The 12,290-nt window shown below is 72.2% G+C and carries 8 protein-coding genes; 3 read left to right on the forward strand and 5 right to left on the reverse strand.

Annotation, left to right across the window (positions count from 1 at the left end):
- Positions 1 to 925: 925 nt before the first annotated feature.
- Positions 926 to 1,783, reverse strand: coding sequence for a putative RNA methyltransferase (locus tag E1300_RS40965; RefSeq protein ID WP_242619718.1), 858 nt, complete (start codon positions 1,781 to 1,783; stop codon positions 926 to 928).
- 312 nt (positions 1,784 to 2,095) lie between these two features.
- Positions 2,096 to 2,449 carry a thioredoxin gene (gene trxA, locus E1300_RS40970; RefSeq protein ID WP_131762676.1) on the reverse strand — a complete coding sequence of 118 codons (354 nt, stop codon included), beginning with the start codon at positions 2,447 to 2,449 and terminating at the stop codon, positions 2,096 to 2,098.
- A 130-nt stretch (positions 2,450 to 2,579) separates the two neighbouring features.
- Here trxA and E1300_RS40975 point away from each other — a divergent pair, with 130 nt between their 5' ends.
- Together E1300_RS40975 and E1300_RS40980 are read left to right on the forward strand one after the other, a co-directional pair.
- A complete protein-coding gene (locus E1300_RS40975) occupies positions 2,580 to 3,584 on the forward strand; it encodes a sigma-70 family RNA polymerase sigma factor (RefSeq protein ID WP_131762677.1) in 1,005 nt (334 codons plus the stop codon).
- A gap of 184 nt (positions 3,585 to 3,768) precedes the next feature.
- Positions 3,769 to 5,118, forward strand: coding sequence for a class II 3-deoxy-7-phosphoheptulonate synthase (locus E1300_RS40980; RefSeq protein WP_131762678.1), 1,350 nt, complete (start codon positions 3,769 to 3,771; stop codon positions 5,116 to 5,118).
- A 100-nt stretch (positions 5,119 to 5,218) separates the two neighbouring features.
- Here E1300_RS40980 and E1300_RS40985 read toward each other — a convergent pair whose 3' ends face one another.
- The 3 genes from E1300_RS40985 to E1300_RS53630 are packed head-to-tail and all read right to left on the reverse strand — an operon-like array spanning position 5,219 to position 8,258.
- Positions 5,219 to 5,587 (reverse strand): ATP-binding protein, encoded by a 369-nt coding sequence (locus E1300_RS40985; RefSeq protein ID WP_067469847.1) that lies wholly within the window; start codon positions 5,585 to 5,587, stop codon positions 5,219 to 5,221.
- Between the two features lie 54 nt (positions 5,588 to 5,641).
- Complete coding sequence (locus E1300_RS40990) at positions 5,642 to 5,980, reverse strand: STAS domain-containing protein (protein ID WP_131762679.1); 339 nt, start codon at positions 5,978 to 5,980, stop codon at positions 5,642 to 5,644.
- 31 nt (positions 5,981 to 6,011) lie between these two features.
- Positions 6,012 to 8,258: a SpoIIE family protein phosphatase gene (locus tag E1300_RS53630; protein WP_278045424.1), complete on the reverse strand. Its 2,247-nt coding sequence runs from the start codon at positions 8,256 to 8,258 to the stop codon at positions 6,012 to 6,014.
- 311 nt (positions 8,259 to 8,569) lie between these two features.
- On the opposite strand from E1300_RS53630, the gene E1300_RS41000 reads away from it, so the two are divergent.
- The coding region (locus E1300_RS41000; RefSeq protein ID WP_165503223.1) for a HAMP domain-containing protein at positions 8,570 to 12,290 on the forward strand (3,721 nt) is incomplete at its 3' end.

A 12,290-nucleotide genomic window follows, 5' to 3' on the forward strand; every position in this document is an offset into this window, starting at 1 on the left:
GGATCAAACTCTCCATCAAGGCCCAACGACCACCCAGGGGGCGAACCCCAGGCAGCCAAACCTCAGAAGAAATCCCAGCAAACACCACACCCCCAAAAAGGGGCTGATGCATTGCCTCAAAGAAATCCCCACCACCGAACCCCGAAAGAGAACGATGGCCACGGGGCGACCCGACCGACCAACAGGCCGACCGAGCCGATAAGGCACTGGCTTTTAACACGCTGTTGAGTTCTCAAGAAACGGACACCCACCGCGCCGGACCCGCTCCCGCGAGCCCCGCTCCGGGGCAACCCTTCTAACTTACCTGGTTCCTCGCCGTTGTCAAGCAGATCCGTGAAGATCTTTTTGACGGACGGTGACGTTCCCAGTTCCCACAGATGCAGGCCCGACAGACTCGTAGCCTGCCGAGATCGCTCAGTGGGAGTGCCCTCCGGGTCGGCCACCTTGCGGTGTCCTGCATCCCGTCTCGGGCTGACCAGACCATCGTACAACAGTCCGAGACGAGCTCGAACCAGTTTTCTCGGGTCTGGTTGTCCCCGGGGCCGACCACCTTGCGGCGTTCCGCATCCCCTCGGGGCATGAACGACATTACGGTCCCCCATGGGAGGCGTCAAACCGGTCCCGGGGATTCTGGCCGCCACTCCGTCCCCGGGCCCCTGACCCAACTCTGTGACCTTGGCATTCGCTCGCTACGTGTGACGAGTCACAGCGGCGCACCGTTCGGGATCTCGCTTTCCCCGGCGTCCGGAACTGCCTGTTCCGGCGCGTCTGGTGTAGTGCCGCATTCGTCCGGCCGAGTCTCGACCTCCTGGCGAAGCTTGGGAGGCGTGCGATGTGCGGCGACGCGTGCGGTGATCGAGCTGGGCGACGTGCCGCGGGTGGGCTCGCACTCGCGCAGACCGTGGCTTCGCGTACGTGCCGTGCCTCAGTCGAGCCGTCTGAAGACCGATAGGACGACGGAGAGCGGCACGGGGAGCGGTTCCGGTAGGCGATCGAGCCGTTCCCGGAGGCGTTCCGCCGGGACGTGGTGGGCGCTCGGCCCCATGGCTACGAGGGTCGCAATCTCGTCGTGGGTCAGTACGGCCTCGGTCTCGATGCTCTGCCGCGTGTCGAGTTTGAAGTATCCGGCGAGTGCGGCGTCCGTGCGTTCGGTCTTGCGCTCGTCCACGGAGATGAGCCCGAGCGGCTCGACGAGGGGGCCGAGGTGGCGGGGCGAGGGCGTGACGCTGAACAGGAGTCCGTCGACGTGCAGCACGCGGTGGAACTCGGCGGCGTTGCGCGGGGCGAAGACGTTCATGACGATGCGGGCTGCGCCGTCGCGGAGCGGGAGCGGGCGCCAGAGGTCGGCGACCACGGCGCCGGCGCGCGGGTGCGCCTTGGCGGCGCGGCGGGCGGCGTGCTTGGAGATGTCGAGGGCGAGCCCGGTGGCGTCGGGCGAGCGGTCCAGGACCTGGCCGAGGTAGTACCCGGTGCCCGCGCCGGCGTCCAGGACGAACGCCTCCCCTTCGAGGGTGCGGGCGACGCTCCGGGCGAGCCGTTCGGCGGGGGCCGCGAAATGGCCGGCGCTGAGGAAGGCGTCGCGGGCGCGGACCATTTCCGGGGTGTCCGCCGTGCCGGGGCGGGCGTTGCCGGGCAGGAGGTTCGCATACCCCTGCCGAGCGATGTCGAAGGTATGCCCGACCGGACAGGAGAGTCCGCGGTCCGCCATTGCGAGGTCCGCTCCGCACACGGGGCACACCAGGTATTCGACGACATCGGCGAGCATCCGTCCATCATCGTCCATGGACGGTGCGGAACGGGCGTAGTGGGCCGCATCTTTGCCGACGTGCCGCCCGGACGACGGCTGGACGTCCCGAGCCGGCCACCCACTACGCCGAGCATCCGCGCGCACACGAGTCGGCGGTCGGCCACGGGCGGGGCCGGGCGGGATCTCGACGTCTCGGGGGCCAGGAGCGGATCGGCTCCGGACGAGTTACCGCAGCGTTCAGCGCACCGTGCGGGTGCGGGGGCGGGTGCGGTGTTCGCGTGCTGCGGGGCCCGACCGCAACCGGTCGGCCGGGGAGGGTTCGAGTGACGCCTGGTGAGGGAGGCGGCGTCAGGAGTCCAGGCGGCTCCGGACGTCTTCCATGTCGAGGCCGCGCACCTGCTCGATGACGTTCTCCAGCACCGCGTCCGGGAGCGCCCCCGGCTCGGCGAAGACGATCACGCCGTCGCGGATCGCCATGAGGGTGGGGATCGAGGCGATGCCGAACCGCTCCGACAGCTCCGGCTGGGCCTCGGTGTCGACCTTCCCGAAGACGATGTCGGGGTGCTTGCCCGCCGACTTCTCGAACACGGGGGCGAACCGGCGGCAGGGACCGCACCACTCGGCCCAGAAGTCGACCAGCACGATGCCGTCGCCCTGAGCCACCTCGTCGAAGTTCTCGGCGGTGAGTGTGACGGTCGCCATGTCGGTTTCTCCTCAGTCGGGGTATCAGCTTGTGGAGCGGCTAACAGCCTCGCAGTATTCCCCACCCGGGAATCACAGAGCGGTAATTAGCGTTGTCCCCTCAGGGAGATCGCACCGGAGAAGGGTCAGGATGGCTGCAACCCGTACCAAGGGCGACAGGGTCGACGTTCCCGACAAGGACCTTGTCGGGGCGTACCTCGACCGGATCGGCCGCACCCCCCTGCTCGACGCGCAGGAGGAGGTCGATCTGGCCAAGGCGATCGAAGGGGGCCTGTACGCCGAACAGCTGCTCGAGGAGGGGACCGTGCCGGAGGGCGCGACCCGCGAGGAGTTGGAGGAGCTGACCGCGGCGGGGCTGCGCGCCAAGCAGCGCTTCGTCGAGGCCAACCTGCGGCTGGTGGTCTCGATCGCCCGGAAGTACCCGACCGACTCGTTGCCCCTCATCGACCTCATCCAGGAGGGGAACCTGGGGCTGATGCGCGCGGTGGAGAAGTTCGACTACCGCCGCGGCTTCAAGTTCTCGACGTACGCGACCTGGTGGATCAGGCAGGCGATCGGGCGGGGCCTCAGCCACACCGCCCGCACCATCCGGCTGCCCGTCCATGTGGAGGAGGAGCTGTCCCGGCTGCGGCGCGCCGAGCGGCAGCTCGGCCGCGACCTCGGCCGCGAGCCCACGCGGGACGAGCTGGCCGCCTCGCTCGGCGCCGACGCCGAGCACGTGGACGAGCTGCTGCGCTGGCGGCGCGATCCGGCCAGCCTGGACGCGACCGTCGACGACGCCGGCGAGACGCCGATGGGCGACCTGCTGGAGGACCCCGACGCCGTCACGCCCGAGGCGGAGATCCTGGCGCTGGACGACCTGGAGGGCCTCGGGCGGCTGCTGGAGCGGCTCCCCGAGCGGGAGTCGGCGATCCTGCGGGCCCGTTTCGGGATGGACAGCGGCCAGCCGCTCTCGTACGCGCAGATCGGCGCCCGCTACGGGCTGAGCCACAACCGCGTCCGGCAGATCACCGACCGGTCGCTGCGCCGCCTCCGGCAGATGGCGAGCGAGACGGACTTCAGCGGGCGGCGGGCGCTGCCCGGTCCGGCCGCGGACGAGCCCGTACGGGCGGGCGCGGGAAGCCAGGCCGCCTGACGGGCCGCCCGGCCCCCCGTCCGGTACCGGGATGCCGGTCGTGCGCCGTTCCATGTCCGATCAACGGGCGGCCCCGCCGCGGGGCCGCCCGATCGCGTCTCCAGCCGTGAGGCGCCAGTGCCCTCGTGCGCGGACCGCACGGCCGAGTGGACTGGCGGGGCGCACAGTGCCCTAGCCTTTCCATGTGAGTACTTCCAGTGCCCCTGGGGACCTCGACGCGTGGCGCGGTCTCCCCGCCCTTCAGCAGCCCGAATGGGACGACCCGGACGAGCTCCGGGCGGTCGCCGCGGAACTCGCGGGACAGCCGCCGCTCGTCTTCGCGGGCGAGTGCGACCAGCTCAGGGACCGGCTCGCCGACGTCGCGCGCGGCGAGGCGTTCGTCCTCCAGGGCGGCGACTGCGCCGAGACGTTCTCCGGGTCGAACGCCGACGCGGTGAAGAACAAGCTCCAGACCCTGCTCCAGATGGCGGTCGTGCTCACCTACGCGGCGAGCGTGCCGGTGGTGAAGATCGGCCGGATGGCGGGGCAGTTCGCCAAGCCGCGGTCCAAGCCGACCGAGGTGCGGGGGGACGTGGAGCTGCCCGCCTACCGGGGCGACGCGGTCAACGGGTTCGACTTCGACGCCGACTCGCGGCGCAACGACCCGAGCCGGCTGCTGAAGGCCTACCACTGCTCGGCGGGCACGCTGAACCTCTGCCGGGCGTTCACCAAGGGCGGCTACGCCGACCTGCGGCAGGTGCACGCCTGGAACCAGGACTTCGTGGCGCAGAGCCCGGCGGGGCGCCGCTACGAGCGGCTCGCCGGCGAGATCGACCGGGCGATGACGTTCATGAAGGCGTGCGGGGTGAACCCCGACGCCTTCCACGAGGTGGAGTTCTACTCCAGCCACGAGGCGCTGCTGCTGGAGTACGAGCGGGCGCTGACCCGCATCGACAGCCTCAGCGGCCTCCCCTACGACGTGTCGGCGCACTTCCTGTGGATCGGCGAGCGCACCCGGCAGCTCGACGGGGCGCACGTGGAGTTCCTGCGGCACATCCGCAACCCGATCGGGGTCAAGCTCGGCCCGACGACGTCGGCCGACGACGCGCTGGCGCTGATCGACCGGCTCAACCCGCACCACGAGCCGGGGCGGCTCACCTTCATCACCCGGATGGGCGCCGGGAGGATCCGGGACGCGCTGCCGCCGCTGATCGACAAGGTGCACCGGAGCGGCGCCCCGGTCGCCTGGATCTGCGACCCGATGCACGGCAACACCTTCGAGGCCGCCGGCGGCTACAAGACGCGGCGGCTGGACGACGTGCTCGACGAGGTGGCCGGGTTCTTCGAGGTGCACCGGGCCCTCGGCACGCATCCCGGCGGGATCCACATCGAGTTCACCGGCGACGACGTGACCGAGTGCGTCGGCGGCGGCCACGGCCTCGTCGAGGACGACCTGCACCAGCGGTACGAGACGGCGTGCGACCCGCGGCTGAACCGCGGCCAGTCGCTCGACCTGGCGTTCATGGTGGCGGAGCTGTACCGCAAGTCGTCCTGACCGCGGATCTCCCGGGGACATCGCCTGGAGACCCTGGGGACGGAGCGACCCGGAAGGCGGAAGCCTTCCGGGTCGGCACGTTCCAGGCAGGAGATCCGGATCAGATGCTCACCTCGGCCCAGACGACCTTGCCTCCGGTGACCGGGTCGGCGCCCCAGGACGTCGCGAACCGGTCGACGATGAACAGGCCCCGGTGCGACTCGTCCAGCGGGCCCGGGACGGTCAGCCGCGGCAGCTGGGCCGCCCGGTCGCGCACCTCGACGCGGACCCGCCCCGTGCCGCGCAGCAGGCGCAGCTCCAGTGCCGTCCCGGCGTGCCGGACGGCGTTGGCGACGAGTTCCGCGACGATCGCCGTGACGAGCTCCTCGCGCTCCATGAGGGCCCAGGTGCGCATGGTGCGGGCCGCGAGGCGGCGGGCGTACTCGACCGCCTCCGTCTGGGGCGCCGCACGCAGCGTTGTCTCGGTCATCGGGTCGGTCACTCCGCCCGCTCGCCGTTCTTCATCGCGTCCAGCCCATCGTCGTCAGCGCCCATCGGCCGGGGCGCCCTCCGCCGGGCCGCCGATGAGGAAGCGGTCGAGCCCGGTGGTCCGCAGGACGTTCTCCACGCGGCCGTAGGCGCCCGTCACCGTGAGCGTGGCGTTCTGCGCGCGCGCGTGCTTGTACGCGCGCACCAGCACGTTCAGGCCCGAGGAGTCGCAGAAGTCGACCGCCGTCAGATCGACGACGACCTCCCGCTCACCCGCGTCCACGAGCTCGGTCAGCCGCGACCGGAGCTCGTCGGACGAGTGCAGGTCTATGGAGCCGCGCGCGGATATCGTCGCGCGGCCTTCTTGTCGTGTCGTGTGCAAGGCAAGCCCCACGCCACCCCACCTTACCGATTGTTGGTCTCCATCATGACGCCCGCAGAACGATGAGGGCAACGTCGTCGTTCGAGGGCTCGGGGCCGAAGTCGCGGACCGCTCGCTGGATCCGGGCGGCCACCGCCCCCGCGCTCAGCCCCGTGCAGCCGGCCAGCAGCCTCTCCAGGCCGTGGCCGTCGCCGAGCAGCCGCCCGCCGGAGCGCCGCTCGGTGACCCCGTCGGTCACGCAGAGCAGCACCTCCCCGCGGCGCAGCTCGACCGTGTCGGTGTGGAAGTCCACCCCGTCGAACACCCCGAGCAGCGGCTGCGGCGAGGCGGCCTCGCGGACGCCGCCGTCCGGGTCGAGCACCAGCGGGGGCGGGTGCCCCGCGCTGGTGAGCCTGATCGTCACGCCGTCGCGGCGGGGCCGCGGGGCGATCTCGCCGTGCAGGAGGGTGAGCAGCCGCCCGCGCTCGCCCTCGCCGAGGATGAGCCGGTTGAGGCGGCCGAGGACGGCGGGGACCGACATGTCCTCGGCGGCGAGGATCCGCAGGGCGTGCCGGGCGAGGCCGGTGACGGCGGCGGCCTCGGGGCCGGTGCCGCACACGTCGCCGATGGCGAAGCGCCAGCGGGACGCGGGGGCGGGGCCGCCGGGGTGGGGGCCGCTCGCGAAGACGTCGTAGAAGTCGCCGCCGACCTCGCTGCCCTCCCCCGCGGGCTCGTACACCACCGCGACCTCCAGGCCGGGGATCTCGGGGATGCCGGGCGGCAGGAGGCTGCGCTGGAGGGCGCTGCTCATGGCGGTCTGGGCCGAGAACAGCCGGGCGTTGTCGACGGCGAGGGCGGCGCGGCGGCTGAGCTCCTCGGCCAGCTCGACGGCGCTGCGGGGGAAGCGGTCGCCGGCGGGGCGGCCGATGACGATGGTGCCGATGCGGCGGCCGCGGGCGATCAGCGGGAAGGCGTACACCTGGTCGTCGGCGGTGTCGCCGGCGGCGGCGCGGACCTCCTCGGGGGCGGTGGCGAACCCTCCCCAGGGGCCGGGGGTGTCGATGGGCGGGGCGGCGCCGGCGTGGTCGAGCAGCTCGCGCAGCCCGTCGGCGCGGTTCTCGTCGGCGTGCCACACGTAGGCGAGGTCGGCGGCCTCGGACTCGGTGACGGTGTAGACGGCGCACCAGGTGGCGAGGCGCGGGACGACGAGCTGCGCGACGAGCGCCATCGTCCGCTCCTGGTCGAGGGTGCCGGCGAGCAGGTCGCTTGCCTCGGCGACGAAGCTGAGCCAGCCGCGCCAGGATCGTTCCAGCTCGCCCACCCTGGCCTTCTCCAGGGCGAGGGAGAGCTCGTCGGCGAGGCGGCCCAGCCGGGCGCCGTCGGCCTCGTCGAGCCGCCCGGCGGTGGGCGAGAAGGCCACGAGCAGGCCGGTGAGGCGCCCCTGGGACTCCAGCGGCGCGGCGGCCAGCGACCGGGAGCGGAGGGCCGCCGCGACGGGGTCGGAGGCGTCGCGGGCCACCCAGGCGGAGCCGGCGCGGGCCTCGGGCCCGAGGGCGGCGACGGACAGCTCGCCGAGCTCGGCCTCGGCGGCGGCCCCGCTGGACGCGCCCATGATCAGCCGCCCGTCGCGCTCGGTCAGCAGGACGGCGGCGCCGTCGACGCCGAGGGCGGTGCGGACGGTCGCGACGCCGTCCTCCATGGCCTCGACCGCGGCGGGGGAACGCAGCAGCCGGTCGCCGGCGGCGGGCATCTCGCCCATCTCGCCGCCGCCGAGCCGGGCCTCCCTGCCCTGCGCCTGGCCCGCGCCGGACGCGGTGGACGAGGTGGACGCGGCGTCCTCGCGGGCGGGACGGCCGTCGCGGGAAGCGCCGGGATCGAGGTCGTCGCCGCCGGGCCTTCGCTGGCCGGAGCCGGGGTCTCCGCCGTCGGCGGGTGCGCCGGGCCGCGGCAGCCGGAACCAGACGCCCTTGGTGCGGCGGTCGTAGGAGACGCCCCAGGACGAGGCCAGCCGCGCGATCGAGGGCAGCCCGCGCCCGCTTGAGGCGGTGACGCCGGGCATCTCGATGCCCCGCGTGGGGTGGCGGTCGCGGACCTCGACCTCGATGTCGCCGTCCTCGACGCGGCAGATGACCTCGAAGGACGTGCCGGCGTAGGCGATCGCGTTGGTGGCGAGCTCGCTGGTGGCGAGAACGGCGTCGTCCGCCGCCTCCTCCATGCCCCAGTCGGCGAGCACCTTCCGGACGAAGCGGCGCGCGTCCGCCACCGCCGCCGCGGCGGACGGGAAGGTGGCCGACGCCGTCTGCCGATCCAATGTCGTCCCTCGTTCGAAGCGTGCCTGCCTGGGCCCGGCCATCGTGGCAGACTGGTCGGCCGCCCGGCCAGGAGAGCCGGGAACCGGTCCGCGCCCCGCGCGAACCCGGCCCGTGACCCCCCGCCACAACACGACAGACCGTAACACGAAGACTACGGGCACCGATCGACGGGCCTTGCCGCCGGTTTTACCCTGCGGCGCGCGTCGCGGGCTCCAGGCTGTCCAGGGACGTAGAGTACAGATGCGGCCCAGACAGGGAGTCCGTGGTATCCGGGTACCCGACCATCGCGGGCCAGGAGGATGAAGAGCTTATGCCGCGTACCGCGTCACGTGCCCGCCCCGGCGGGTCTCGCGACACTACTCCGCGTTACAGCGACGCCGACCTCGAACCCCTCATCAGGGCGCTCGTCGCCGTCCGTGACGGGAAGGCCCGCGCCGAGCTGGAGGTGCCCGGCGAGGGCGCCGTGGCGGAGGCGGGGGCGGTCCTGGAGGACATCCGGCAGAACGCCCACGACCTCGCGTCCGGGCTGAGCCGGGTGCGCCGCGAGATCGGCCGCGAGGGGCAGTTGAAGGGCCGGCTCTCGCCCGGGACGCTCCGGGGGACGTGGGCCGCGGCCGTGGAGGACGCCAACGCCATCCTCGACAAGCTCACGGATCTGGCCACCGGGATGCACCAGGTGGTGGAGGCCGTGGCGGCCGGGGACCTGAGCCAGCGGGTGGAGCTGCGGGTCCGGGGCAGGCCGATGCGCGGGGAGCTGCTGCGCATGGCGCGGTCGGTGAACGGGATGGTCGAGCTGCTCGACCAGTTCACCTGGGAGGTCACCCAGTTCGCCCGCGAGGTCGGCACCGAGGGGCGCCTCGGCGGTCAGGCGAACGTGCGCGGCATGTCGGGCCGGTGGCGGGACGTGACGGCGTCGGTGAACGTGATGGCGGGCCGCCTGACGTCCCAGGTGCGCGACATCGCGGAGGTCACGACGGCGGTGGCGCAGGGCGACCTGACCCGCAAGGTCACCGTGGAGGCGACCGGTGAGCTCCAGGAGCTGAAGACGACCGTCAACCAGATGGTCGACCAGCTGTCGGCGTTCGCGGACGAGGTCACCCGCGTGGCCCGCGAGGTCGGCACCGAGGGCCGTCTCGGCGGCCAGGCCCACGTCCGCGGCGTCAGCGGGGTGTGGAAGAACCTCACCGACAACGTCAACGGCATGGCGAACAACCTGACCACCCAGGTCCGCGGGATCGCGCAGGTCACGACCGCGGTCGCCCAGGGCGACCTGGGCAAGAAGATCACGGTGGACGCGAAGGGCGAGATCCTTGAGCTGAAGCAGACCGTGAACCAGATGGTCGACACGCTGTCGGCGTTCGCGGACGAGGTCACCCGCGTGGCCCGCGAGGTCGGCACCGAGGGGCGCCTCGGCGGTCAGGCGCGCGTGCCGGGCGGCAGCGGGGTCTGGAAGGACCTGACCAACAACGTCAACGGGATGGCGTCGAACCTGACCTACCAGGTCCGCAACATCGCCCAGGTCACGACCGCGGTCGCGGAGGGCGACCTGACCAAGAAGATCACGGTGGACGCCCAGGGCGAGATCCTGGAGCTCAAGGACACCGTCAACACCATGGTCGACACGCTGTCGGCGTTCGCCGACGAGGTCACCCGCGTCGCGCGGGAGGTCGGCACCGAGGGCCGCCTCGGCGGCCAGGCCCACGTCCGCGGCGTCAGCGGGGTCTGGAAGAACCTCACCGACAACGTCAACGGCATGGCGAACAACCTGACCACCCAGGTCCGCAGCATCGCCCAGGTGACCACCGCCGTCGCCCAGGGCGACCTGACCCGCAAGATCGAGGTCGACGCGCAGGGCGAGATCCTCCAGCTCAAGACCACCCTGAACACCATGGTCGACACGCTGTCGGCGTTCGCCGACGAGGTCAGCCGCGTCGCCCGGGAGGTCGGCACCGAGGGCCGCCTCGGCGGCCAGGCGATCGTGCCCGGCGCGGGCGGCATGTGGAAGGACCTCACCGACAACGTCAACGGGATGGCGTCGAACCTGACCTACCAGGTCCGCAACATCGCCCAGGTCGCGACCGCGGTCGCGCACGGCGACCTCACCCGCCGCATCGACGTCGACGCCCAGGGCGAGATCCTGGAGCTGAAGACGACGCTGAACACGATGGTCGACACGCTGTCGTCGTTCGCCTCCGAGGTCACGCGCGTGGCCCGCGAGGTGGGCAGCGAGGGCCGCCTCGGCGGCCAGGCCGAGGTCGAGGGCGTCTCCGGGACGTGGAAGCGGCTCACCGAGAGCGTCAACGAGCTGGCGAGCAACCTCACCACGCAGGTCCGCGCGATCGGCGAGGTGGCGAGCGCGGTCGCCACCGGCGACCTGACCCGGACGATCACCGTCGAGGCGCGCGGCGAGGTCGCGGAGCTGAGCGAGAACGTCAACCTCATGGTCGCGACGCTGCGGGAGTCGACGCGCGCCAACGAGGAGCAGGACTGGCTCAAGACCAACCTCGCGCGCATCGGCGGGCTCATGCAGGGCCACCGCGACCTCCTCCAGGTCGCTCAGCTGATCATGCGGGAGCTGACCCCGACCGCGAACGCCCAGTACGGCGCGTTCTACCTGGCCGAGCACACCGGCGAGGAGACCGAGCTGGCGCTGATCGCCGGGTACGGGACGCGCCGCGGCCGGGCGGGCAGCGTCCGGTTCGCGCTCGGCGAGGGGCTGGTCGGGCAGGCGGCGCAGGAGCGCCGGCCGCTGCTGATCTCCGATGCCCCCGCCGACTACGTCAGGATCGGCTCGGGGCTCGGCGAGGCGTCCCCGGTCAACATCATCGTGCTGCCGATCGTGTTCGAGGACGCGGTGCTCGGCGCGATCGAGCTGGCCTCGTTCGGCCGGTTCACCGACGTCCACCTGGCGTTCTTCAGCCAGCTCATCGAGACCATCGGGGTGACGCTGAACGCCATCAGCGCCAACACCCGCACCGAGGCGCTGCTCGGCGAGTCCCAACGGCTCGCCCAGGAGCTCCAGGAACGGTCCGACGAGCTCCAGCGCCAGCAGGGCGAGCTGCGGCACTCCAACACCGAGCTGGAGGAGAAGGCGGCGCTGCTGGCCCAGCAGAACCGCGCGATCGAGATCCAGAACTTCCAGATCGAGCAGGCCCGGCGGACGCTGGAGGAGCGCGCGGAGCAGCTCGCGATCTCCTCGCGGTACAAGTCGGAGTTCCTCGCGAACATGTCGCACGAGCTGCGGACGCCGCTGAACAGCCTGCTCGTGCTGGCCAAGCTGCTGTCGGAGAACCAGGGCGGCAACCTCACCGACAAGCAGGTCGAGTTCGCCCGGACCATCCACGAGTCCGGCACCGACCTGCTGGAGCTGATCAACGACATCCTGGACCTCGCCAAGGTCGAGGCCGGCAAGATGGAGGCGCACCCGCAGCGGCTGTCGGTGTCGGCGCTGGTCGACTACGTGGACGCCACGTTCCGCCCGCTGTCGCACGACAAGGGCCTCCAGTTCGGCGTGGAGGTCGCGCCCGACGTCCCGGCGACGCTGAACACCGACGAGCAGCGACTCCAGCAGGTCCTGCGCAACCTGCTGTCGAACGCGGTGAAGTTCACCGCCGAGGGCGAGGTGCGGCTGCGGATCGAGCGGGCGGGCGACATCGACTTCGTCCTCCCGGCGCTGTGGAACACGCCCGACGTCATCGCCTTCCGGGTGATCGACACCGGTATCGGGGTGAGCCCGGACAAGCTCCAGGTGATCTTCGAGGCGTTCCAGCAGGCGGACGGGACCACCAGCCGCCGCTACGGCGGCACCGGCCTCGGCCTGTCCATCAGCCGCAACATCGCCCGGCTGCTCGGCGGGGAGATCCACGCCGAGAGCGAGCCGGGGCGCGGCAGCGTGTTCACGCTGTACCTGCCCGCCCAGTACAGCACGACCGACGGCCGGCGCCGACCGGCGCTGCCGGAGGAGGCGGGCGGCGCGCCCGACGCCGCGGGCCTGGTGGCGGGCGGCGGGCCCGTCCCCGGCCCGGGCACGG

The organism is Actinomadura fibrosa (assembly GCF_900659615.1).
In the GTDB taxonomy this organism is placed as follows: domain Bacteria; phylum Actinomycetota; class Actinomycetes; order Streptosporangiales; family Streptosporangiaceae; genus Spirillospora; species Spirillospora fibrosa.